The sequence below is a fragment of the Phormidesmis priestleyi BC1401 genome (genome assembly GCF_001650195.1).
In the GTDB taxonomy this organism is placed as follows: Bacteria; Cyanobacteriota; Cyanobacteriia; order Leptolyngbyales; family Leptolyngbyaceae; genus Phormidesmis_A; species Phormidesmis_A priestleyi_B.
In genome coordinates, this window is record NZ_LXYR01000022.1 from 55,189 (window position 1) to 79,760 (window position 24,572).

A 24,572-nucleotide genomic window follows, 5' to 3' on the forward strand; every position below is an offset into this window, starting at 1 on the left:
TCGGGTTTTTTGATTTCTAAAACCGTATCTTCTGCGATTTGTTTCACGTTCTCAAAGGAATTCTTAGATGTTTAGTTTTCGCTCAATCAAACTGATCGCTCTCGCATTAGTCGCTCTATTTTGGACGGTTGCCTGTTCTCCTCAATCTGCAAACAATAATGGGACAAATAATTCTGCCCCGTCTCAAGCGCTCAGTGTTGGCACGAACCCTTGGTCGGGTTATTCGGGTCATCACGTCGCCGTGAAAAAAGGCTTTTACGATCAAGCTGGACTCAAGATTCAAGACACATTGTTTCAGTCCAATACCGAGGAGATTACAGCATTTCTGTCGGGTAAGCTCGACTTGGCTTGGCTGACAGCAGGAGATGTGATTCAAATGGCAGGAAAAGATCCTAACCTCAAGATCATCTTTCTGTGCGATTACTCAAACGGCTCAGATGGCATTATCGGACGCGGCATCAAAACAGCAGCCGACCTGAGGGGCAAAACGCTGGCTCGTGAAGATGTGCTGTTTGAAAAAGTCTTGCTGCGGGCATACCTCGAACAAGGGGGACTGACCGAAAAGGATCTCGCGATCAAAGATCTGCCCGCTCCCGATGCGGCGACGGCATTTAGCGCTAAACGAGTTGATGCAGCCGTGACTTATGAGCCGTTTCTCACCAAGGCAGCAAAAGAAGGCGGTGGAGAAGTCATTTTTAGCTCGAAAGGAACAAATTTGATTGCGGATGTTCTGGTGACGCGCCCTAACCTGATCGCCACTCGCAGGGCTGATTTGCTGTCGTTTATCAAAGCAGCCAATCAAGGGATTAAATTGCTGAAAGCAGGAGATGCGGATGCGATCGCGGCTGCATCTGGAAAGCTAGGAATTAAACCCGAAGAGCTTCGCGAACAACTCACTGGAATTACGCTTTTTGATATCGAAGGAAACAAGACGATCGGGTTCAATCCTGAGAATCCTAACAACGCTATGAAGAGTTTTGAATTGGTTGCAAAAGCTGCCTATGATTTCAAAACGGTTCAACAGCCGATCGATGCCAAAACGCTATATGATGATTCTCTCGTAAAATCGCTCTAGCACTCGCGTTATTTGAGGGTGGAGATCAAATTCTTCACTCTCGAATAATTGAATCAGGAAGCATGAATGGTAATGTCTCAACTCTGCGGATGGATTGCGGAAAAACCACTTTTAACGCAGCTTCATCTGAAGGACAACCTGGTTTTCTTCTCGCCTCTAGATATTCGATGATAAGTTGCTGACAGTGGTCTTTACCAAAGGTTTGATAATGCCCCGGATACACCGTTTGAATGAGAAGATTTTGCAAGTGTTCACAACTGGCAACGTAAGCGGAAATATGACTGCGATCAAGCTCACCTAACAAATCGCTATCATAAATCACGTCGCCAAAAAACAATTCATCACACTACAGATCATACAATCCAATACATCCAAGCAATGCCCTGGTAAATGCAAAACTGCAACCGCCCGATCGCCCAAATCTAACACACCGCAGTTGGTTCACTAAGCTTAGTGTGTGGGTGCTCAAAAACCCACGATCAGTTCATCCTATTGCTTGGCGGGTTGCAGGTAGAGCCAGTGATTTATGGTGTCCAGGGACCGACGATCGCTTCTCCTCGCGTTTCTTTTTTGGCTAATTCTACGTTTAATATCAAAATTTTTTCGAGTAAATCATCTGGATTGAAGCGGTGGGCTTGCAGGACGATCGCGTAGAGTTTAATGTGTTGGCTGGTCATCTGGCAAAAAATTTATCCACTCGCTTAAAAGAGTTGACTCAGTAATGCGTCGCGGCTCATACCACTATGGTCTGCAACATCTTTCAAGATTGCGTTTAGGGTGCCGACTTTGAGAGGGCTGTGACTTGGAATGGTGATATAGTATTTTCCTTGCTGTTGGGTTGTTAGACGAATATGACTACCCGTTTGGCGGATGATCTCGTAGCCAAATTTGCTGAGGGCTTGGGCAAGTTGGTTGCCATCAAGATCCCGTGGGAGTTTCATGAGGCGATAACCTCATCTCTGACAAAGTGGAGGCGAATCAATTTTGGGCGATCGCTTTCTTCAAAATGGCATTTGACGGCATCGCGGATAACGTCGCGAAGAGATTCGATCGTATCAGCTTGAGTAAAAATTGATTCGCCGATCGCGCGAGCCACGTATCCACTTTCGGGATCTTCTTCAATCAGAAAAATAATTTCGTTCATGGTCAGTAATTGTTTTAAAGAATGAAGTTGATACTTTATTGTGGTGCCCAAGGACCCACGATCGCCCCTACGCGCGTTTCTTTTTCTGCTAACTCTAAGTTTAACGTCAGCAGTTTTTCGAGTAAATCATCGTCTGGTTTGAAGCCGTAAGCTTGCAGGACGATCGCATCGAGTTTGGCGTGGAGTTTGTAGAGTTGGCTGGTCGGCTCGTGGAAGTATTCGTTGTAGAGTTTGGGGATGCTGCTCTGCTTTGTCATCTCTGTCTGAATTATTGGTTATAGATATTGCCTCTATGGTTAACGTCGTAAATGAAAATCTCATTTGTTTCTCTACGAATTTGAAAAATAACGCGAATTTTGCCGACGCGAATTCTAGAAAATCCTGACAAATCGCCTTTCAGCTTTTTAATATCAAGCTCTTCGGGGGGATAGATTTTTTGAGTCTCTAGACAGGCTTTTAGAGTGCCGATTTTTGCGATGACGGCTTTTTGACCAGCACGATCGAGCTTTTGCAGAAACTTATCGGCTGCTTTACTGAGCTTGATTTTCATGGTCAAACCAGTTTGTGATGTCTACGAAGTCGGTATCTGGATAATCAGCCGGGGAGAATGATGCTGCGATCGCGGCTTGCTCTTCGTTGTCTACGTAGGGAGTCAGCAGGTCGAAGAATTTGAACCACTCTTCGCGCATGACTTCACGAACGCTTTCTTTGATGAGGGCTTTGAGGGCTTGTACATCAAGCGAGATTGTGGGTTCCATAACAGTTACTCCAGGTGTACTTCTACGAAAACAGTTGGTTCACTAAGTTTATTGTGTGGGTGCCCAAGGTCCCACGATTAGCGCAGAGCGCAACTCCGAAGGAACCGCCTCTCCTCGCTTTTCTTTTTCTGCTAACTCTAAGTTTAACGTCAGCAGTTTTTCGAGTAAATCATCGTCTGGTTTGAAGCCGTAAGCTTGAAGGACGATCGCGTCGAGTTTGGCGTGGAGTTTGTAGAGTTGGCTGGTCGGCTCGTGGAAGTATGCGTTGTAGAGTTTGGTGATGCCCCACTGTTTGCGTTCCATTTGGGTGGAGCGGTAGTCGTGGAGTTCTTGAGCGGTGGCGCGGATAGCGGCGATGAGGTTGGGGGCTGGGGTTTGGGGAAAGGGGAAGGTCTCAAAGCAGGTGTTGTGAGTGTAGCGAGTATCGCCTTTCAGCGTAGAACTTTGTGCTTTTACCCAGGTTCGATGAACGTTTGAGGTGAGAATGCCAAGAATGTAGAAGTCCTCTGAAGCAACAACGTTTGTTGAATTGTTTGCAAGCCAATCTTTTGAAGCTGGTAGAGGAATAAACCATTTAGAGTGAGAAGGCATATTGAAATACTGAGGTAGAGGAGCCAGTGCTTTTCTCATTGCTGCATTTGTACGCTTAAATCTCCACCATTTTTCACGCATGACCGCTTCACGGTTCTTTTCTCTTTCCGGCTTTACAGAGTCTCTAACGTGTCTAAAAGGAAGAACATAATCACTTACTTCCTCAATACTCATATCCTGAAAATCAATGATCCAACGACTAGGTTTCCCGTTAGGGTTATCTGTTAAATCTCTAGCAGAGGAGGATAATTTAAGAACATCTTGATTCTTTGGATCAGCTTTAAGCCATTCCTTTACTTGCTGTTCAGCTAAATAAAATCCCTTACCGACAGGAATCACACCCTGAAAGCATTGGTTGAGATTGGCTTTGAGGCGAACCGCTTGGGAAACATCAGTAATGGCTCGAAGTGAGGAACTAATCCGTGTAACTTCTACCTGATCGAGAAAGTATTGCTTCGGTTCTTCTCGGCTCCAATTGGCAATACTGACGTGAACCTTTGCTTCACCTGACCATACTTGAGTAGAAACAGCATCATGGATGTAGCCATTGTTTTGTGTGATGTAATCTAGTGCAGCAGTCCGGCTTTTTCCTTGACTAATTGAGTTCGTACCAACCAATCCCGCTCGACCTTTCTCACCAATTTGAGCGTGAGCTAACCGAAACCAGTAGGCACAGAAATCAACGGAATCTTTGACATCGGGAAAGCGCTTAAACACGCGATCGATGTAGTCATCACCAAGATCGATCCGCATATTTTTCCCACCCAAAAACGGTGGATTACCGATAATCGCATCTGCCTTTACCCACTCCGTAAACAGCGCATCCTTACAAACAATATTTTCATCCAGCGTATCCAACGGCAAAGCAGGCTGATCATGAATATCGCAAAGGTCGATCGCCACCTTACGAGCAATCATCAGCGTCACTCGCGCCAACTCCACCGCAAACTCATTGGTGTCCATCCCATAAAACTGCTGCGGCGTGACAAAGCCAATGCTCATCTGTCCCTGTCCACTTTCCGACTTGCGACGGGCATCAATCTTGTCTTGCAGCACTCGCTCCAGCCGTTTTAGCTCTAGATACGCCATATACAAAAAATTCCCCGACCCACACGCCGGGTCAAGCACCTTATAGTTGCGCATCTCCGCCTGCAACGCATAAAGCTCCGCCAAAATAGTCGCGTTGGCGATCTTCTCTTCCCAATAGCGCGTGATCGTCGGGCGAACAATCTTGAGAATATCCTCCTCCGAGGTGAAATGAATGCCGTGGGCATGGCGTTCGGTGCTGTTGCTTTTGCCGATCGCCGACTCAAAGATGTTGCCAAAAATCGACGGACGCACCGCTTTCCAATCCTGCGAGGCGGCGGCTTCCAACAGTTCCAATTCTTTCTCAGTTAGCTCTAGCGGATGCACCTCTCGAAACAAGCCGCCGTTAAAATAGTCCACGCCCTGATAGCGCCCTGCCGGAGCAATGCCCGATCGATTCATCTCCTGAAACAAGTTTCCTAAAATATCGTAGGTGTTCGAGGGTTTGCCCTGTCGCGATCGTGCCTGACACTCGCGCACCAAGCTAATAAACAGATCCTCTGGCAACAATTTTCGATCTTCCGCAAACATCGCCAATACGCATTGCAGCACAAACCGCTGGGCAGTCTTCGGGTCAACCGCATCCCGCTTCCGTTGGATCAGCATCGTCAGCAATTCACCCATGCGTCCCGCCGCTTTCTCGGTCACCGACACCAGATTGTTGTTAAAAACAGGCACACGATCCAACTCTGGATTCATAAACGTGAACGCCCCCACACGATCGGGCAGGCGCTCTAGAGAAACCTTCTCGATCGGCTCCTCAGACTGTTTCCGAAAGTCGTAGATCCAAAACTCATCAAAGTTGCACAGCATCACATAGCTAGGGCACTGCAACTGCATCCAATAGGTGACGGCTTGTGCGTAGTGCTTACTGAGGTCTTCGCCCCGCTTCTTCATCTCAATTAGCAAATGCGGCTTCCAGGCAAGATCGGCAAAGCCCGTATTGCCTTTTTTGCTGCCCTTTTTCACCCGTTGCTCTAGCGTTGCCCCGGCTTCTTGCACACCCTCATGTCCAAACGCCTGAAAAAAGCGATCGAGAAAGTTCTGCGACTCGCCTTTCTCATCTCCTTTGAGATGCTGCTGGCAATAGCGGACAAATTTCTGGAGACTTTCGGGTGTAGGGGACATAAGACGATAAGACAGTGATCACCGAGAGGGCAGAGGAACGAATTTTGGAGAACCAAGACTCAGTAGCCCGATCGATATCTACAACCTACAAGCCCCAACCCTCGACTGTCGAGGTTTTGACACGAAACTCCGTGCTCTAGACTCCAGCGATCGTCTTCCAACCCTCACCCGTCACTCTCTAAGCTCTACCGTCCGACCTTTTTGCTCGAAGCATCGCCCTCTGATCTCGAAACTCAGAACTTGGAAGTCGAAACGTCGAGCAATTTGCTCCATCCTTCGAGTTCTGAGCTTGAGCGATCGACCTCAGAGGTCAAATCGCCAGACTATTCTACGCGACGCACGGCTTTCTTAAAACACCCGCAAGGACTGCCCTAACCCTAACCCTCTCCCCAGGGAGAGGGAACAAGATTTCTAGCTCCCCTCTCCTTGGGGAGAGAGGTTGGGGGTGAGGGCAAATTAGTTGCACATCGCGTAATGCATGAGCCATTCTTAACCCAAGACATTTAGACCCTTCTACCCCCAGATTTTTTATGGAATTGCTGCACGATCGCTATCAAGTTGAGCAATCACTCGGCAAAAAAGCCGGACGACAAACCCTGCTGGCACGAGACTTGCAGACTCAAAAACTCGTCGTCGTCAAGCTGCTGACCTTCAATCACGAGTTTGAATGGGACGATCTAAAGCTGTTTGAACGAGAAGCCGAGACTTTAAAGTCGTTGAATCATCCCGCCATTCCTCGCTATCTCGACTACTTTGAGCTAGAGTCACCGACTTATAAAGGGGTGGCGTTGGTGCAAAGCTATATCGAGGCGAAATCGTTAGATCAGCACCTCAAAGCGGGTCGATCGTTTAGTCAGGCAGATGTGCAGCAGTTGGGGCAATCTCTCTTAGAAATTCTGATTTATCTACACAGCCAGTCGCCACCTGTCGTTCATCGTGACATTAAGCCCAGCAATATTTTGTTAGGCGATCGCTCTGGCACCACCGTGGGACAGGTTTATCTCGTCGATTTTGGCTCAGTGCAAACGCTGGTCGCTCATGAAGGCAGCACCATTACGGTAGTCGGCACGTATGGCTATATGCCCCCCGAACAATATGGCGGACGGGCGACTCCTGCCTCTGACCTCTATAGTCTGGGCGCAACGTTGATTTGTCTTGCAACGGGCAAACATCCCGCCGACTTACCGCAAGCAAATTTGCGGATTCAATTTAAGTCAAGTGCGACGCTTAACGAAGCAATGACAGACTGGCTAGAATGGCTAACGGAGCCTGCTATCGATCGCCGATTGCAATCCGCTCAAGAAGCCCTGAGAGTTTTACGAGCTAAAACGGCTCGATCGCTGTCCACCCCTAAAGAGCGCAAAATCGTCCCTCAAATCACCAAAGCCCATGTTCTTTGGAGTGCAACTTGGCGCAGTAGCCTCACAGGGGCAGCTTTTGCGATTTCTTCGGTCATAATCGCGTACATAATCAATTCCGGTCACGACGGGGAAACACCTATATCAATCTCAGTGATGTTGATACTCGCGGCAGGAGCAGTCGGTTCAACGTGGGGATATGGGAATGGGCTATTGATGGCATCGCTCACTAATCGCTTTTTCTCTCCTCTCAAGAATCACTGGATTTATCGACTGGGCATCGGAATCATCCCAATGAGTGTCAGTCTGATAGCCATATTGATTGCCTGTACATTAACTTCAACTCGCTCTGGCATATTATTATTCCCAGTTTTGGCTGGTTTGGCTGTGGCAATGTCACCGATGCTCGCGAGTCAACTTTTTGCCAATTGGTATATCAAAGCAAGTCGAGCAGTCCGTCGTCTAGAGTCGGAGGCGATGCCCGATCGTAACGACCCCTGAAAACACTCTAGAATAGGTAGTTGGCTGTTATCTCTAAAGACTCCCATGCTCGACCCTTCTCGCCGCTATCACATCACCACCTTCGGCTGTCAGATGAACAAAGCCGACTCCGAACGCATGGCTGGCATCCTAGAAGTCATGGGCTATGAGTGGACAGAAGACGCGTTCGACGCAGATTTAATTCTCTACAATACCTGCTCGATTCGCGACAGTGCCGAGCAAAAAGTTTACTCCCACCTCGGCAGACAGGCAGCCCGCAAACAAGAAAATCCCAACCTGACGCTGATCCTTGCCGGGTGCGTCGCCCAACAAGAAGGAGAAGCTTTGCTGCGTCGCGTCCCCGAACTCGACCTCGTGATGGGACCACAACACGCCAATCGCCTAGAAGACCTCCTCGAACAGGTGTTTAACGGCAACCAAGTTGTCGCCACCGAACCCATCCACATCGTCGAAGACATCACCAAACCTCGCCGCGATAGTCAGGTCAGCGCTTGGGTAAACGTGATCTACGGCTGCAACGAGCGCTGTACTTATTGCGTAGTTCCCGGTGTGCGGGGAGTCGAGCAATCGCGCACACCCGACGCGATTCGTGCCGAGATGGAAGAATTGGGACGACAAGGCTATAAAGAAATCACCCTGCTAGGACAAAACATTGATGCCTACGGTCGCGATTTGCCCGGAGCCACCCCCGAAGGACGACACAAACACACGTTGACCGATTTGCTCCACTTCGTCCACGACACACCAGGCATCGATCGGATTCGGTTTGCCACCAGTCATCCTCGCTATTTCACCGAGCGGCTGATCCGCGCCTGTGCCGAGCTTCCCAAAGTCTGCGAACACTTTCACATTCCCTTCCAATCAGGTGATAACGACCTTCTCAAAGCAATGGCGCGAGGCTACACCCACGAAAAATATCGCCGCATTATCGAAACTATTCGCGGCTATATGCCCGATGCGTCAATTAGTGCCGACGCGATCGCGGGGTTCCCTGGCGAAACCGAAGCCCAATTTGAGAACACGCTGAAACTCATCGAAGACATCGGCTTCGACTTGGTAAACACCGCCGCCTATTCCCCTCGCCCCGGTACCCCCGCCGCCCTGTGGGACAATCAGCTTTCTGAAGAGGTTAAAAAAGACCGACTCCAGCGATTAAATCATTTGGTCAGCACCCAAGCCTCAGAGCGATCGCAGCGATATCACGATCGAGTCGAAGAGATCCTAGTCGAAGATCAAAACCACAAAGATTCTACGCAAGTGATGGGACGCACTCGCGGCAATCGTCTGACATTCTTTGCAGGTGACATCAACGAGCTAAGAGGCAAATTAGTCAGCGTCAAAATCACCGAAGTGCGATCGTTTAGCCTCACCGCAGAACCCTTGTTAAGGACTGTGAATCAAATAACACCGACGATCGCAGGCTCTCGGATTGCCCTCATCCCCTAACCCTTCTCAGATCAATTCAGCAACGCCCAGGATCTGATATCAAAGCCAGAACCTCCTGTTCCCTCTCCCCAGGGAGAGGGCTAGGGTGAGGGCAAAATCTGTGCTTCACAGATCAATTCAGCAACGCCCAGATTTTATCCACAGCTCACTTTTTCTCCCATGCTCAAGATTCTTGGGCAAGAATTGCGGTTGCCTGTTCGGGGTCTTTTTCCATTGGCAATGTCTAACTGAAGAAGTCTAGACCAGAGAGCAGACTCAGAACGCTATAATAGATAGCCGCCTTTAAGGTAGGACTGATTCCCCCTAAACCAGAAGGGGCTGATCTCTCAGACCCCTGTAGCTTTGTCTCTCTACGCTTTACAATAAGTAATATGACTAGGGCTAGCAAAAGGGAATTCTTGTATGGTTCGAGTGATTGAAATCCAGCCTGTACTGATTGCAAAATCAACATCAATTTCCTTGTAAAGAACGCTTGCAGGTGGTCACCCACGGTTTGTCGCATTTAATCTAAACAGCAACTATGAAAGACCTCACTCGTTATCGAAACATTGGCATCTTCGCTCACGTCGATGCTGGCAAAACCACCACTACAGAAAGAATCCTGAAGCTAACGGGTAAGATTCACAAAATCGGTGAGGTGCACGAAGGCGCGGCGACAACAGACTTCATGGCGCAAGAGCAAGAGCGTGGAATCACGATTCAGTCGGCTGCGACCACCTGTTTTTGGAACGACCACCAGCTAAACATCATCGACACGCCTGGGCACGTCGATTTCACCATTGAGGTTTACCGCTCTCTTAAAGTGCTCGATGGCGGCATTGGGGTGTTTTGCGGATCAGGCGGAGTTGAGCCACAGTCAGAAACCAACTGGCGCTATGCCAACGACTCTAAAGTAGCCCGGATCGTCTATATCAACAAGCTCGATCGCACAGGCGCAGATTTCTATCGAGTCGTCAAGCAAGTAGACAAAGTGCTGGGCGCAAAACCGATGGTGATGGTGCTGCCGATCGGGGTTGAAGAAAAGTTCTGCGGCATGGTCGATCTTCTAACTCGCAAAGCCTGGGTATGGGATGAGTCGGGCGATCCGATGGGCTACGAGATTAAAGAGGTTCCTGCCGATATGGTCGAGGCGGTCGAATCTTATCGGGAACAATTGGTTGAGCTGGCGATCGAGCAAGACGACGACCTGATGGAACAGTATCTAGAAGGAAACGAGCCGGATATCGAGTCGTTGAAGCGCTGCATTCGCAAAGGCACTCGCGACCTGGTGTTTTTCCCAACCTACTGCGGCTCGTCGTTCAAAAATAAAGGCGTGCAGTTGGTGTTGAATGCCGTCGTTGACTATCTGCCAAATCCGATGGAAGTCATTCCGCAGCCCGAAGTCGATCTAGAAGGAAACGCAACGGGCACGTTTGCTCTTGTCGATCCAGAAAAGCCACTCCGCGCACTCGCCTTTAAGATCATGGACGATCGCTTTGGTGCGCTCACCTTCACGCGCCTCTATTCGGGCAAGATCTCGAAGGGTGACACCGTGCTCAATACAGCGACGGGCAAAACCGAGCGGATTAGCCGTTTGGTGGAAATGCACGCCAACTCTCGTGAAGAAATTGACTCGGCTCAAGCGGGTGACATCATCGCGATCGTTGGCATGAAAAACGTCCGCACCGGGCACACCATCTGCGATCCCAAACATCCCGCAACGCTAGAACCGATGGTCTTCCCTGACCCCGTGATCTCGATCTCGGTCAAACCCAAGACCAAAGGCGGCGAAGAAAAGATGGGCGCAGCACTCACCAAGATGGTGCAAGAAGACCCATCCTTCCACATGATGACCGATGAAGAGAGCGGTGAAACCATTCTCAAAGGAATGGGTGAACTGCACCTCGACATCAAAGTAGACATCTTGAAGCGCACCCACGGCGTAGAAGTGGAAGTCGGCGAACCTCAAGTAGCTTACCGCGAGTCGATTACCAAGCGACTCGAAGATGGTTACATCCACAAGAAACAGTCGGGCGGTTCGGGTCAATATGCAAAGATCAGCTATGTGATCGAACCCGGCGAACCCGGCAGCGGCTTCCAGTTTGAGTCTAAAGTGACGGGTGGCTCAGTGCCCAGAGAGTATTGGCCCTCCGTTGAAAAAGGCTTTCAAAGCTGCACCGATAAAGGCGTGTTGGCTGGCTTCCCCTGCATGGACTTGAAGTTCACGCTTTTAGAAGGCGGATTCCACCCGGTTGACTCGTCGGCGATGGCGTTTGAAATCGCTGCTAAAGCCGCCTATCGTCAGTCGGTTCCTCAAGCTGGTCCTCAACTGCTTGAACCGATCATGAACGTCGATGTGTTTACACCCGATGACTATATGGGAGACGTGATCGGAGATCTCAACCGTCGCCGGGGCATGATGAAGTCTCAGGAAACTGGACAAACCGGAGCGCGCATCAAAGCAGATGTGCCATTGAGTGAGATGTTTGGCTACATTGGCGACCTGCGAACCATGACCTCTGGACGTGGGCAGTTCTCAATGTCGTTCTCGCATTACTCGCCTTGCCCCAACAACATCGCAGAAGAAGTGATCAAAGCCACAAAAGAGCGTCAGGCTGCTTTGTAAAGGATTAGCTCAGGGAGATCAATATTGGTATCCCTGTAGCAATCTTCAGACCGTGAGAATTTCTGATAGTGTGGATGTTTCGATCGTGCCTCGTCCCACGAAGGACACTCACACTACAGACTTTCACCCGCGACTTAAAGGTATTAGTGTCAGGCAGTCCATCGGTATTGATTGCTTATGGAGTTAAACTCTCTATCCGCAGAACTCATCCTTAGCGATCCTCTTTTTAGCTTGGGTTATCTCTCTTTAGACTGGCATCCTGAGCCGGGAGCCTATCTAGAGTTTGGGGGTCAGACTTATGTCGTATTAGAGCGTAGGCATCGATATCTACTTAAATCAGGGCGCTATCAGCTTCACAAAATCGCGCTCTACGTTCAACGATTCGATGCTCCCGCAGATGTCAGCGTGTTAAATGGGCGATGGGTGATTGGCGACATCACCTGTTTGTATAATGCCCGATCGGAACTGCTGCGATGTGCGATTAATCCAAGTGGGTCGTGCGATCGCTGTGTGCATCACCAGCCTCTCTAAAATCCCTATCTGAAGCACGATGATAGGAATCGGCACAACTGATAGGTTGGAATCTCTGCACATAAGATTTAATCCCCGATGAACGCACCTCGCCCAACGCCACCCCAATCGCAAAACACAGAATCTCACCCGATCGTCCAAGCATTTAACCTCACTACAGGGCTGTTGAGTGCGACCATTGCGATCGCTAAAGGGGCGACTGAGCAAGCCGTTCGTTTGATTAGCAGCACCACGACCGGAGCCGGACACGCGATCGGGGTTCTTGCAAAAATACCGGGGCTAAACAACCCCTTTGTACGTCGAATAGCGAGTGTGTTGAGACTCGATTGGTTGATGGGCATGGCAGGTCAAGTCGATGTCGAGAAAGCAAAATCTACCGTTCGAGCGCTCCAGCAGCAATATCCGAAAGAATCGCCTAGCCAGATTGTGCATCGATTGATGGTCAAAAAAGCCATCAATGCTGGAAAAATCGGGTTTATGAGCAGCTTAATTCCTGGATTGGCGGTGGCACTGTTGGCGATCGACCTTGCCGCCACCACTGCTCTGCAAACTGAGCTTGTCTACGAAATTGCTGCCGCTTATGGGTTAGATTTGCAAGACCCATCGCGGAAAGGTGAAGTATTAGCAATCTTTGGGCTGGCGCTGGGCGGAGCGAACGCAGTCAAAGCAGGCTTGGGCTTTTTGCGAAACGTGCCCCTAGCAGGAACTTTAATCGGAGCCAGCACAAACGCAACCGTTCTTTACTCGGTTGGCTATGCAGCAAGTCGCTTTTATGAAGCCAAGCTGAATGCGGATAGTGCAGAACCAACCACGGAAACTCTAAAAACAATTCAACAGGAAAGCGAACAGTATTTGGATGCTGCGATCGCACAACAAACCGTGATGGATCAGATCCTCGCGCACATGGTTTTAGCTAGCTACCCTGATAAAACGTGGGAAGATATTTTGCCAGAATTGAAAACGCTGCAGCTTGACTCAAACTCACTCAAAATCATCGAAATAAATCTGCGAACGCCTCAACCATTGAACCAAGTATTGCAACAGTTAGATAGTGATTTTGCCGCGCCGTTATTTGCTCAGTGCCAACAACTCGCAGACCGCGATCGAACTCTCTCTGATGCAGAAAGCAGAATCCTAAATGCGATTGCTAGCAGGTGTAGTCCGCAATTGTCAGAGGAAATCGTCACGAATTAAGAATTCAGAGTTAATTAACACCGATTTCACAACTGAATGCAGTCAATCGCGGGTCACCCAACGCTGTAGAGACGTTTCGGTGAACTGTCTCCGCCCAATGCCGTAATAACCGAGCAAAGGTCGTATTCAAAAATTAAATAGGTATAAGATAAGACTTTGGGTTCTTTTTCATGAAAGTCAAATCTGCTTCTTCTAAACGGGGTTTAGGATGGCTAACTGGTATGGGAACCCTCTTGCTCATTGTCCCTACGATCGCGCTCACTGCCTCTAGAGGAATGGCGGCTGAGACACTTGTGTTTCGCTATGGCGTGTTTGGAGAGTCGATCTCAGTTCCCCAACTAACAGAGTTTGCCCAAACGGGTCAGGTATCGCCTGCGCTGCGAAGCTATTTCCGACTGTTCCGCCAAAAGCCTAATGCGATTCGTCGCACGCTCAATCGAGAAGTGAAGGTCGGTTTGCTGACGCTCGATCGGTTTCTCAACAGTCCGACTGGAGAGCGTGTACTAGACCAGTTGGGAGAAGCGATTCAAACCCCGGTAGGAGAGGCAAATCGACAGGCGCTCAGAGCCGCGATCGTGCTTTCTGCAAAAGATAATCAGGTGTCACTCATTGAAGTGCTGCAAAATTATCCGACTCGTCAACTATATATTGATGGACGGGCTGTCGGGCGAACTTATCGACAGGTTTCGAGGGTCACGAAACAGATTCAGAGTCTACCACGCACCCCTAATTCACGGTAACTATACAAGCACAGTGCTTACGTTTTAGGTATCTTTCTGTCTTTTAAGAACTGCGTTTTCACGATGTCAAATGCTTGTTTGTAGATCTGAAAATCAGTAGGCTTTTCTACTTCAGGAACACTTCTAGTTACATAGTGAAACGCATGAAAGACAGAGTTCAATCCGGCGATCGCGTCTCCTATGGGAATAGGCTTTTTGATTGACTGGTTGTCTAACTTAGCAACGTAATTCAGTCCCCCCACCTTCATTAAATTCTCTAGCTTGTTTTCGTAGACAAGACGAGCAACTTTGGTCATGTCAGCCCCGATCGCGTGAGCCACTCTTCTAGCCGTCTCTTCTTCGATGCCGCTCCGTTTGAGACAAATCCACCCTAGTCCAGCTCGCGAAATTCTCACCTGCTTGGCAAGCTGGCTCATGTTAGTTTGCGGATTTTCTTGAAGATATTGTAAAACGAGCTGTCCGAAAGCTGAACAGTCTTCAGGACGCAGCTTTAAGGGGTTCATATTTGGATTTAGACTCAAACTTGCAACATTGAGGCTTTCACGATCGCCGCCAAACTCTACGTTAAAAATTAATTGATCCTAGTATCTAAAGTAGTTAAATATCTTTACTCAAATTTATACTTTCACACAAAGCACCCCTTCTCTCTTAGGTTTGAGTTGATTTTAGTCTTAAAGTCGCCTTAAACAAACGTCCAAGGCATTTTTTTAGGAAATTTCTACAAGTTGTTTTTTCTAGAAACCTACTTCTAACGATAGGTGCTGATCAAGAGAACTCTTCGTAGATTTAAAGCAGACGAAATGACTCTACTTGAGATTTGATTAGTCTATAGCTTGGTGACTCGATCGACGCGATGCGCCACTTTTTGCCCTCTCAGACGGACTGAGAAGGCTCGAAATTGCTGCAACGCACTTTACAATGGAGGAAACATGATGTTTCAAACCTTAAAGACACTATTAGAACTGGGTAGCCACCCAATCCCAATAGCACAAGTTTCCGTAGAGCCAGGAGTGATCGCACTCGAAGAAGAGCTTATGTTTTCTGGTCCTCAATTTCTGGTTGCATTAATTGCAGGATTGATGATGGCGTTCGCATTCCAATTCCTGCTGACTAACCTATCAGTTGCCTTTGCTGCAAGTCCTGGCGCATTGCCAGACTCTGATGAATCAGAAAGCATTGGCAAAACCATTCGCGGAATCGAAACAAAATTAGGGCTTTTTGTATTAATAACTGTATCGATCGCACTGTTTATTGCCAGCTTTTTAGCGGTAAAACTTAGCTTAGTCGGGAGTACGACACTCGGCGCAATCCTTGGCGTTGTCATTTGGGCAACTTATTTCTCTGTGCTTGTGTGGCTAGGTTCTGGCGCAGTCGGCTCTTTGGTCGGCTCTTTTATCAGCACTGCCACATCAGGAATGCAGAGCATGATGGGTGTAGCAACCACTGCATTGGGTGCAAATGTAGCTAAAAATCAGGTGGTTTCAACCGCAGAAGAAATTACGGCAGCGGTGCGTCGAGAACTGACTTCTGGGTTTGACCCCGACAGCATTCAAAAGACGCTACAAAGTTCTCTAAGCAATCTGCAACTGCCCAAGCTAAATCTTGACGAAATCAAAGGACAATTTGAGACGCTGTTAAAAGACTCAAATCTGAAAGACGTTGCAGACAGCGATTTTCTTAAAAACATCGATCGCGACTCCTTGGTGAAGCTAGTTAGTAGCCGCACAGACTTCTCAAAACAGGAGGTCGATCGAGTCGCTGATCAGCTAGAAAGCGCTTTGAAGAGCGTTGTTGGTTCATCCGGCAAACCGCAAGATGTCACCGAACAGTTGGCGAGTTTGTTGAAGTCAGCCAAGCCCGAAGACCTCACATCTAAAGCGATGACCGATCAACTCAATCAACTCGTCAAAACCGTTTCGGGCACGATGACTCCGGGGAGCAATTTGACCAATCGGGCGCTGCAGCTTGGGTTGGGTGGGCTGTTGAGTCAGGTGATGAAAAACACCAATCTCTCGGATTTAGATGTTGAGAAGGTTTCGGGGCAACTGCAACAGTTGAGAACCACACTGCAAGGGCAAGCCGACAAAGTAGGCAAGCAGATTTCTGAAAAGTCAGCAAAGCCGTTTAGCGTGATTCAATCCGACCTTGAAAGCTATTTGTTGTCCTCTCCGCCGTGGCACCTAAACCGGGAAACCATCAAGCAAGAATTTAAAGATGTAATCTTCGATCCGCAAGCCGATCCCGGTGCGATTCGCAAGGAATTGGAGTCGATCGATCGCAGCTATTTTGTTGAGACGCTATCGCGACGAGACGGTTTCACACCCGAACGAATTCAGGATATTGCGAGTCAGCTAGAAGACATTCGAGCAGAAGTCTTTAATTCTGTACAAACGGCTGAATCAGAGACGCGATCGCAGGATCTTCGCAGCCGAGTTGAAAACTATTTGAAGTCAACGGGCAAAGAAGAACTGAATCCAGAGAGCATTGAGCGCGAGTTCACACTGCTTTTAGAAGACCCAGAAGCCGGGTTAGATGCTTTGGGCAGTCGTTTAGGTCAGTTCGATCGCGACACGCTAGTGAAGCTGTTAGGGCAGCGCGAAGACGTGAACCCCGAAGAGGCAAACCAGATTGTCGGGCAACTTGAAAGCACTCGCGATCGAGTCCTCGCCCAAGCCAAAGACGTTCAAGATCGGGTGCAGTCTGAGGCACAAGAACTTCGTCGTAAGGTCGAAGAATATCTGCGAAACACTCAGAAAGAAGAACTGAATCCTGAAGGCATTGAGCGCGATTTGAGAACCTTGTTTGACGATCCTCAAGCGGGACTGAGTGCTTTGAGATCGCGGCTTTCTCAGTTCGATCGAGACACCTTGGTGCAATTGCTAAGTCAGCGTCAAGATCTGAGCGAAGAGCAAGTCAATCAAGTCTTAGATCAGGTTGAATCTATTCGCGACAGCATTCTGCAAGCGCCGCAGAAAGTCGTGGGTAAAGCCAAAGAACAATATGAGCAGACGACCACGGCGATCGCAGACTATCTGCGTAAAACCGATCTGCAAGAACTCGATCCCGAAGGCATTCAGCGCGATTTGCAAACATTGCTCAGTGACCCAAAAGCGGGAACCTATGCGTTACGAGATCGCTTGTCTCAGGTCGATCGAGACACGTTAGTCAAACTGCTTACACAACGAGGCAACTTGACCGAAGAGCAGGTCAATCAAGCGATCGAGCAAGTGCAAACTGCCATTCGTGGCACGATTAAAGCCCCGCGTCGTCTCGCAAAACGTGCCCAAAAACAAGCGATCGATTTTGAGACCAGTCTCGAAAGCTATCTGCGAAACACCCATAAGGAAGAACTGAATCCTGACGGGATTAAACGCGACCTGCAGTTGCTGCTGCAACACCCTCAAAGCGGACTTGGAAACCTGGGTGATCGCCTTTCACAGGTCGATCGTTCGACTCTGGTTGCTCTGCTGTCTCAGCGCAAAGACATCACTGAAGAAGAAGCCAATCGGATTGCTGACCAGGTTGAATCAACCTTCAAGTCATCGGTTGAGCAAATTCAAAAAGTGCAGCAAACCGTCCAATCTGCGATCGAGGGTGTGTTTGGCAAAATGCGCGATTATCTCGACTCGCTAGAGCGTCCTGAACTCAGCTATGAAGGCATTCAGCAAGACTTTAGCACGCTGTTTGATGACCCACAAGCTGGATTTGAGGCACTGCGGCATCGGTTGGGTGGGTTCGATCGAGACACGCTCATAGCGGTTTTGAGTTCTCGTGAAGATATCTCTGAGGCAGATGCCAATCGCATTGTCGCTCAAGTTGAAGGCGCGAGAGACCGCGTATTGAATCAGGCTGAACGCATTCAGCAAGGGACTCAGAGACGCATCAAAGAAGTCAGGCAGCAAGCTCAAAAGCAAGCGATCGAGGCACAGAAAATGGCGGCAGACGCGGCTTGGTGGTTGTTTGGCGCAGCCTTAACATCACTGGCAGCATCGGCGATCGCAGGCTTCTTAGCCGTCGGGACTCGATTCTAAAATCAAGTGGGCAGACCGCAACCTGCCCACCTGCTCATCTGTTGCAAACCGTTCAATTTAGGAGGTCAATCATGTCTACAGGAATTACACAAACCCCAGAAGGTGCTCAAGTCAAAACCGAAACGACGGTGATTGAGATGCCAACAGGCGACCCGATCGTCATTCAGAACACGACCATAGAAATGCCGCCCTCTGAAGACTGGCTCAGAGACGAGGCAAGGATATCAGCGTTCTTTGACGACCCGATCGGCTATACGTCTGGGGTTTTAAACCCTTATAAACGGATTTTAACTGCGGTTGGCTGGGTTTTGTTAGCGACCGCAGGTGCTTGGTTGGTGCTGTCAGTCTTGAGCGCAGTTCTTAGCATTGCCACTAGCATTCCAGTTCTTTCACCATTGTTTGAGCTAATTGGTATCGTTTACACAGGTTGGTTCATTTACCGCTATCTACTCACATCTTCTCAGCGTCAAGAACTTTCTCAAAAAATTGACGCTTTCAAAAGTGAGTTTGTTGGCAAGTCTTGATCAGAATGGTTGACGTGGAGCAGCTTTAAACCTGTTCTAATTGAGACTCTCGATCGAGAGATTTTCAAACTATCCAATTTTCCATAGCCTCTCAATTTTTCTTGCGATCATTCTTACGACAGAGAAGCAGCTTATCCCAAGTGCTGATGAATTCTTTAAGAAAAAGAGCATCAATAAGAACGCAGGGATAAGACGTTCTCTCTACGACTAATCGGTGGACTTAAAGTAACTAGGAGAATAAGAAAATGGCATTAGGTCGCGATACAGAAAGCAGATACGATCGCCGAGCAGTTGGAGTATTTCCTACTCGTGCTGCTGCCGAGAAAGCACTCCACGAATTGAAGAATTCTGGATTCAACATGGACAGAGTTTCGGTTGTCACAAAAGACGGCGACGGCGCTGGTAAAATCGAAGGGGCAACCGTCAGAGATGAAGGGACAACTGCCAGAGATAAAACGGGCAACAAAGCTGACGAAGGCGCAGAAATCGGTGCTGTTTCTGGAGGCACACTAGGCGGTTTAACGGGTCTATTAGTTGGACTCGGAACCTTAGCCATTCCTGGAGTCGGACCCATTATGCTGGCAGGAGCAACCGCAACAGCGCTGGCAACTACGGTAGCGGGAGGCGCGATCGGAGCCGCAACCGGAGGGTTGTTAGGCGGTCTAGCTGGGTTGGGAATTCCTGAAAAAGAAGCGAAGCACTACAACGATCGGGTTCATAGCGGTGACTATCTCATGATTGTAGACGGCTCGGAAAGCGAAATTCTTCGTGCCGAAACCCTTCTAAAGCACCAAGGGATTCGGGATTGGAGCGTCAACACAATTCCGGCTGATGAAATGAATCGTGCAGCGGTCGTCGAGCAGCCTGTGACGGGTGTTGCACCTACACCAGCGCGGATGGTGCCTGACCAATCGGTTCGGGCTGGCAGCGATGACACAATCAAGCTGTATGAAGAGCGCTTAGTCGTAGACAAAGACCGTGAAAAAACGGGTGAAGTCGCGATCGGAAAGCACATCGAGACCGAAACGGCGCGGGTGTCCATTCCGATCGAAAAAGAGCGCGTTGTGATTGAGCGAGTCACTGGCAACACCGAAGCAGTCGTTTCGGGTGACGTTGCCTTCGGAGACACTGAAACGATTCGGATGGAAGTCTATGAAGAAACTCCTGACATTCACAAAGAAGCATTTGTGCGTGAAGAAGTGACGATTCGCAAAGAAGTCTCTCAAGAGACGGTGACGGCTCAAGAAACTCTACGTCGTGAAGAACTAGAAGTTAACACAGACGGTCATCCGGTTGTGAATGCTGATCGTCCTGTTAACGATCGCCTCTAGGCAGCTATGCAGGTAGCGAAATCATGTCTGATTTCGCTACCAAATTGTTGAGTTCTTTGGTCAAAATCATAGGGTATCAAGATAATGAAAAAAGTTACAGTTCTTTTGCTGGGTGGTGCTTTGGCGCTGAGCCTATCAGCCTGTGGAGCCGCTAAGACTAGCAGTGAAGCACCCAACACGACGACTAGCAGCAGTAGCCCAACTATGGCAGAACCAACTGCGCAAACTAATCAGAATGACGCGACCAGCGAGACCCGCAGAAAGCAGCTAAACGCTGATATTCGGGCGGCTGAACAACGCAACAATGTGGCGGGTGACAAGTCTGTTAAATCAGATAATGATATTAAAAGCGAGGTGCGATCGAAGCTTGAAGCAAACCTACCTGCAAGTGCCTTGGCAATCTCTTCTAAAGATGGCGCAGTTACTGTCATGGGAACCGTGGTAGACGAGAAGCAGCTTCAAAAAATTGAGCCTCTTGCAAAGCAGATTAGTGGGGTCAAAAGCGTTGCGATTAAAGCCACAGTCAACTCGGCTGCAAAGCCCGCAGCACCCCAGCCCGGAACAGCCAACGTGATGAAGGACAAACAAACAGGACAATAGAGTCTGCACAGATCTTAGGAGTCGTAAGGGCAAAAGTCCCTGACTTCTTGAACTTAACATTGGTATAGCAAGGCGTAGAGTCCCCAGTGAGGAAGCTCTACGCCTTTTCTGGTTTTTTGAGTGCCGACTTTCTCCCTAAATGGCTAAAAAAGAAGTCATACCAAATCAACCAATGAACAGAGCAGATGGCGAATTCACCCGACGCTGTAGAGACGTTTCGGTGGAACGTCTCGTCTGTCGTGTTCAAGAATCGAAATGGTGTCAAACGTCTTACCCTTACAACAGCAAAAAAAGCTGATAGCCCTCAACTGAGAGACTACCAGCCTTAATTTCTAGAGTCTAGTAATGAGAAACCTCACGACTCGTTGCCCTTACTTCGATTCGGTGAAGTCAGCGTCGATTACATCATCGCCACCGCCCGAAGCCGTGCCACCTGATCCCGGAGGCGTACCACCGTCACCATCAGTAGGAGGCGTATCGCCACCCGCTTGTTGATAGAGATTAGTAGTGATGCCATAGAGAGCTTGTTGCAGATCAGTCGTCATCGTCTTGATCTTGCCAAAGTCTTCAGCCGCGATCGCCTCTCTCAGATCTTTGACTAATCCATCAACTTTCGTCTTATCCGCCGCCGGGACTTTATCGCCCAACTCGCTCATCTGCTTCTCAGCCTGATAAGCCAGAGAATCTGCCTGATTCTTCAGGTCGATGCGCTCACGACGCTCTTTGTCAGTCGAGGCGTTTTGTTCAGCATCGCGCACCATCCGCTCAACGTCGTCTTTGGGCAGCGTCGAAGCACCTGTGATGCTGATTGACTGCTCCTTACCCGTGCCCTTATCTTTTGCGCCCACGGTCAAAATGCCGTTAGCGTCAATGTCAAAGGTGACTTCAATCTGAGGGATGCCACGAGGCGCTGGAGGAATGCCATCGAGTCGGAAGGTTCCAAGACTCTTGTTGTCATTCGACATTTCGCGCTCACCCTGCAAGACGTGAATCTCGACGTTGCTTTGACCATCGACCGCCGTTGAGAAGACTTCAAACTTCTTGGTGGGGATGGTGGTGTTGCGAGGGATAATCTTGGTCATCACACCGCCCAAGGTTTCAACACCGAGAGACAGCGGAGTCACATCGAGCAGCAGTAGCCCTTCGGCTCCCGCTTCACCAGAGAGAATGCCCGCTTGAATCGCGGCACCCATTGCCACCACTTCGTCAGGGTTGACAGTCTGGTTGGGTTCCTTGCCTAAAACTCGCTTAACAACGGCTTGCACCGCCGGAATTCGGGTCGAACCGCCAACTAGGACGACTTCATCGATCTTGCTCTTGTCGAGCTTAGAGTCGCGAAGTGCCGCCTCAACGGGAACTCGACAGCGATCGATCAAATCAGCGCACAATTCCTCAAATTTCTGACGAGTCAGGGTTGTATCGAGGTGCTTAGGTCCATCTTGAGTCGCCGTGATAAAGGGAAGGTTGATGTCAGCCTGAGTCAAGTTAGACAGGTCAATCTTCGCTTTCTCAGCCGCCTCAGTTAGACGCTGCAACGCTTGCTTGTCTTTGCGGAGGTCAATGCCTTCCGATCGCTGAAACTCGCCTGCTAAGAAGTCCACGATCTTTTTGTCAAAGTCGTCACCGCCTAAGTGAGTGTCGCCAGAGGTCGCCAACACTTCAAACACGCCATCGCCGACTTCTAGGATCGATACGTCAAACGTACCGCCACCCAAGTCAAACACGATGATGGTTTCGTTACTCTTTTTCTCTAAGCCATAGGCTAGGGATGCTGCGGTCGGCTCGTTGACGATCCGCAAGACTTCTACGCCTGCGATTTTTCCAGCATCTTTGGTGGCTTGACGCTGTGAGTCGTTAAAGTAAGCCGGAACCGTGATCACGGCTTGAGTTACGGTTTCGCCGAGATACTTACTAGCATCTTCGACTAATTTGCGAAGCACTTGCGCGGAGATTTCTTCGGGCGCAAATTGCTTGCCTGCGGCGGGGCAGTCGAGCTTAACGTTTCCACCCACATTCAGGACTTTATAAGAAACTTCGGTAGCTTCGTGGGTGATCTCATCAAACCGACGACCGATGAATCGCTTCACTGAGTAGAACGTGTTTTCTGAGTTCATCACCGCTTGACGCTTGGCGATTTGACCGACGAGGCGATCGCCATTCTTGACAAACGCGACGACCGAGGGCGTAGTTCTCGCTCCTTCAGCATTGGCGATTACAGTAGGTTTGCCGCCTTCCATCACGGCGACACAGGAGTTTGTCGTTCCTAAGTCAATTCCAACAACTTTTGCCATATGAGTGCTTTGGCTCCAACAATAAAGGCGATTTTTAGGGGTTATAAGGGGACTGGCGTTGTCAGCCAGAATCGGCAAAGGAGGGCAGCTAGGACTCAAACAGGTTTATAAACCCATCGTATGAGTTGGTCTTTGCCCAGCAAAGTTCGTTCTCCAAGTCAGGTCGTAAGAGAGTAATACACTCAACGCCAATAACGGCATTCGATCCCCTCCTTATATAGTGTTCAGGTTCAGCAATTCCATGAAGGCGTATTTACCGAACCTTAGGGAGGACGGTTGAGGGTTGGTGAATGCAATTCAACCCTCAAAAACGTCTTAGCTTTGAGTCCAAACGTCACCCGTTTCGGGAGTGGCAGCAGGGGCGATCGTGTCTTCAGATATTGCCACTTCGTCTAATTCAGCCAGGTTGAGCGTCACCACAGAGGGGCGAACGGCTTGCACTTTGGGAAGCGTCAGCGTCAGAACGCCGTCTTTAAAGTCGGCTTTAACCTGATCGTTTTGCACGGGAGACGGCAGCGAGATTACGCGCTGAAACTTGCCATAGCGAAACTCAGAGCGGAAGAAGCCATTTTCGTCAGTCGTGTTCTCAGCTTTGTGCTCACCAGAGAGGGCGACTCCACTGCGACCGATTTTTACGTCGAGGTCTTTGGCATTGATTCCGGGAAGCTGGACTCGCAGCACAAATTCGGTTTCAGTGCTCTTGAGTTCGACGGCAGGTTGCCAAGTCGGTTCGGTGCGCTTTGGGGTTGCGAGGTCTTCAAAAACACGATCGAACTGACGACGCATGGCTTCCATTTCTTGCCAGGGTTGCCAATTAACGAGAGTCATCATGAGAGTTCACCTTGTTAAAAGAGAGTAGCGAATGAGAGCTTTTGACTTGAGCAGGGAGTTGAATCTCACGGCTCTTGTCTGCATGAATCTAATGTAGAAGGTGCAACAGGTCAGGGCACTGAGGCAAACCGTAACGAAAGGGTAGAAGTTACCGATGAGGGCACGATCGGGCGTGATGAGGAGAACCGTCAAAAGAGATGGGTTTCCCGTCCGATTGGTACGATAGAAGCAGTCTTTGCGGATGATGGTGATGTCTGGCGTTTATATCAATCCCAAAACAGACTTCGCGTTTAAGAAGATTTTTGGCTCAAAGCAGAGCACAGACATCTTGCTGAGTTTTCTGAACGCAATTTTGTATCAGTCTAGACCGATTATTGAGGATCTAGAAATTCTCGACCCTTATCAGGCACCGCGAATTAAGGGGATTAAAGATTCTTATCTAGATGTCAAGGCAACGATCGTCGGCAATAAAACCGTCATCATCAAAATGCAGGTGCTCAACGTTTTAGGATTCGAGAAACGAGTTCTTTATAACGCTGCAAAAGCATTTTCAATCCAATTAAATGTCGGTGATGACTACACGCTGTTGAATTCCGTGATTGCACTTACGATCACAGATTTTGAAATGTTTCCTGAAAGTCCTAAAGTCATCTCTCGATACAAACTAAAAGAGCAAGACGATTTGACTGATTACAGTGAAGATATCGAGTTATAGCCGTGGTCAACAGTGTTAGGACGTAGCCTCTTTAAGCACAGACTCTATGGCTTGTCGAAGGGAAGCCGCGCTCGATAACCCCTTGCGAATTC

23 protein-coding genes are annotated in these 24,572 nt (G+C 49.0%); 12 read left to right on the forward strand and 11 right to left on the reverse strand.

From position 1 onward, the window contains the following. Positions 1-67 precede the first annotated feature (67 nt). Positions 68-1,075, forward strand: coding sequence for an ABC transporter substrate-binding protein (locus tag A8707_RS13410; RefSeq protein ID WP_068817750.1), 1,008 nt, complete (start codon positions 68-70; stop codon positions 1,073-1,075). A 34-nt stretch (positions 1,076-1,109) separates the two neighbouring features. Here the strand turns inward: A8707_RS13410 and A8707_RS13415 are convergent, their stop codons facing one another. From A8707_RS13415 to A8707_RS13445, 8 genes are all read right to left on the reverse strand, one after another. Beyond that, on the reverse strand, positions 1,110-1,412 hold the full coding sequence (locus A8707_RS13415; protein ID WP_068817751.1) for an MBL fold metallo-hydrolase: 303 nt from the start codon (positions 1,410-1,412) through the stop codon (positions 1,110-1,112). Positions 1,413-1,599: 187 nt separating this feature from the next. Next, entirely contained in the window at positions 1,600-1,752 is a 153-nt protein-coding gene (locus A8707_RS28130) for a hypothetical protein (RefSeq protein WP_156518560.1), read from the reverse strand. Between the two features lie 24 nt (positions 1,753-1,776). Continuing rightward, on the reverse strand, positions 1,777-2,016 hold the full coding sequence (locus A8707_RS13420) for a type II toxin-antitoxin system HicA family toxin (RefSeq protein WP_068817752.1): 240 nt from the start codon (positions 2,014-2,016) through the stop codon (positions 1,777-1,779). Beyond that, positions 2,013-2,219, reverse strand: a complete 207-nt coding sequence (locus A8707_RS13425) for a 2-oxoisovalerate dehydrogenase (RefSeq protein ID WP_068817753.1) — start codon at positions 2,217-2,219, stop codon at positions 2,013-2,015. Before A8707_RS13425 ends, A8707_RS13420 begins: the two co-directional genes overlap by 4 nt. Positions 2,220-2,254: 35 nt before the next feature. Continuing rightward, entirely contained in the window at positions 2,255-2,476 is a 222-nt protein-coding gene (locus A8707_RS13430) for a hypothetical protein (protein WP_068817754.1), read from the reverse strand. A gap of 11 nt (positions 2,477-2,487) precedes the next feature. Beyond that, entirely contained in the window at positions 2,488-2,769 is a 282-nt protein-coding gene (locus A8707_RS13435) for a type II toxin-antitoxin system RelE family toxin (protein WP_068817755.1), read from the reverse strand. After that, positions 2,750-2,977, reverse strand: a complete 228-nt coding sequence (locus A8707_RS13440) for a hypothetical protein (protein WP_068817756.1) — start codon at positions 2,975-2,977, stop codon at positions 2,750-2,752. Before A8707_RS13440 ends, A8707_RS13435 begins: the two co-directional genes overlap by 20 nt. A 48-nt stretch (positions 2,978-3,025) precedes the next feature. Then, entirely contained in the window at positions 3,026-5,782 is a 2,757-nt protein-coding gene (locus tag A8707_RS13445) for a class I SAM-dependent DNA methyltransferase (RefSeq protein ID WP_068817757.1), read from the reverse strand. 530 nt (positions 5,783-6,312) lie between these two features. On the opposite strand from A8707_RS13445, the gene A8707_RS13450 reads away from it, so the two are divergent. The 6 genes from A8707_RS13450 (at position 6,313) to A8707_RS13480 (ending at position 14,157) form a co-directional block, all read left to right on the forward strand. After that, positions 6,313-7,641, forward strand: a complete 1,329-nt coding sequence (locus A8707_RS13450) for a serine/threonine protein kinase (RefSeq protein WP_068817758.1) — start codon at positions 6,313-6,315, stop codon at positions 7,639-7,641. Positions 7,642-7,686: 45 nt separating this feature from the next. After that, positions 7,687-9,087 carry a tRNA (N6-isopentenyl adenosine(37)-C2)-methylthiotransferase MiaB gene (miaB, locus tag A8707_RS13455; protein WP_068817759.1) on the forward strand — a complete coding sequence of 467 codons (1,401 nt, stop codon included), beginning with the start codon at positions 7,687-7,689 and terminating at the stop codon, positions 9,085-9,087. A 520-nt stretch (positions 9,088-9,607) separates the two neighbouring features. Beyond that, positions 9,608-11,692, forward strand: a complete 2,085-nt coding sequence (gene fusA, locus A8707_RS13465; protein WP_068817761.1) for an elongation factor G — start codon at positions 9,608-9,610, stop codon at positions 11,690-11,692. 177 nt (positions 11,693-11,869) lie between these two features. Beyond that, positions 11,870-12,223: a DUF6464 family protein gene (locus A8707_RS13470; protein WP_068817762.1), complete on the forward strand. Its 354-nt coding sequence runs from the start codon at positions 11,870-11,872 to the stop codon at positions 12,221-12,223. A gap of 78 nt (positions 12,224-12,301) precedes the next feature. Beyond that, positions 12,302-13,417: a hypothetical protein gene (locus tag A8707_RS13475; protein WP_068817763.1), complete on the forward strand. Its 1,116-nt coding sequence runs from the start codon at positions 12,302-12,304 to the stop codon at positions 13,415-13,417. Between the two features lie 170 nt (positions 13,418-13,587). Then, on the forward strand, positions 13,588-14,157 hold the full coding sequence (locus tag A8707_RS13480) for an alpha/beta hydrolase (RefSeq protein ID WP_197484763.1): 570 nt from the start codon (positions 13,588-13,590) through the stop codon (positions 14,155-14,157). Positions 14,158-14,174: 17 nt separating this feature from the next. Here the strand turns inward: A8707_RS13480 and A8707_RS13485 are convergent, their stop codons facing one another. Continuing rightward, on the reverse strand, positions 14,175-14,660 hold the full coding sequence (locus A8707_RS13485) for a winged helix-turn-helix domain-containing protein (RefSeq protein ID WP_068817764.1): 486 nt from the start codon (positions 14,658-14,660) through the stop codon (positions 14,175-14,177). Positions 14,661-15,086: 426 nt separating this feature from the next. On the opposite strand from A8707_RS13485, the gene A8707_RS13490 reads away from it, so the two are divergent. The 4 genes from A8707_RS13490 to A8707_RS13505 all read left to right on the forward strand — a co-directional run bounded on the left by A8707_RS13490 (position 15,087) and on the right by A8707_RS13505 (position 20,643). After that, positions 15,087-18,188, forward strand: coding sequence for an MFS transporter (locus tag A8707_RS13490; protein ID WP_231948057.1), 3,102 nt, complete (start codon positions 15,087-15,089; stop codon positions 18,186-18,188). A gap of 71 nt (positions 18,189-18,259) precedes the next feature. Continuing rightward, positions 18,260-18,712, forward strand: a complete 453-nt coding sequence (locus tag A8707_RS13495) for a CAAD domain-containing protein (protein WP_068817766.1) — start codon at positions 18,260-18,262, stop codon at positions 18,710-18,712. Positions 18,713-18,957: 245 nt separating this feature from the next. Beyond that, on the forward strand, positions 18,958-20,043 hold the full coding sequence (locus tag A8707_RS13500; RefSeq protein ID WP_068817767.1) for a YsnF/AvaK domain-containing protein: 1,086 nt from the start codon (positions 18,958-18,960) through the stop codon (positions 20,041-20,043). Between the two features lie 84 nt (positions 20,044-20,127). Continuing rightward, positions 20,128-20,643, forward strand: a complete 516-nt coding sequence (locus A8707_RS13505; RefSeq protein ID WP_068817768.1) for a BON domain-containing protein — start codon at positions 20,128-20,130, stop codon at positions 20,641-20,643. A gap of 371 nt (positions 20,644-21,014) precedes the next feature. Here A8707_RS13505 and dnaK read toward each other — a convergent pair whose 3' ends face one another. Next, positions 21,015-22,934 (reverse strand): molecular chaperone DnaK, encoded by a 1,920-nt coding sequence (gene dnaK / locus A8707_RS13510; RefSeq protein WP_068817769.1) that lies wholly within the window; start codon positions 22,932-22,934, stop codon positions 21,015-21,017. A 315-nt stretch (positions 22,935-23,249) separates the two neighbouring features. Beyond that, positions 23,250-23,765: an Hsp20/alpha crystallin family protein gene (locus A8707_RS13515; protein WP_231948058.1), complete on the reverse strand. Its 516-nt coding sequence runs from the start codon at positions 23,763-23,765 to the stop codon at positions 23,250-23,252. A gap of 241 nt (positions 23,766-24,006) precedes the next feature. Between A8707_RS13515 and A8707_RS13520 the strand changes: the two genes are divergently transcribed. Next, positions 24,007-24,480: an Rpn family recombination-promoting nuclease/putative transposase gene (locus A8707_RS13520; RefSeq protein ID WP_231948059.1), complete on the forward strand. Its 474-nt coding sequence runs from the start codon at positions 24,007-24,009 to the stop codon at positions 24,478-24,480. The last annotated feature ends 92 nt before the right edge of the window (positions 24,481-24,572 follow it).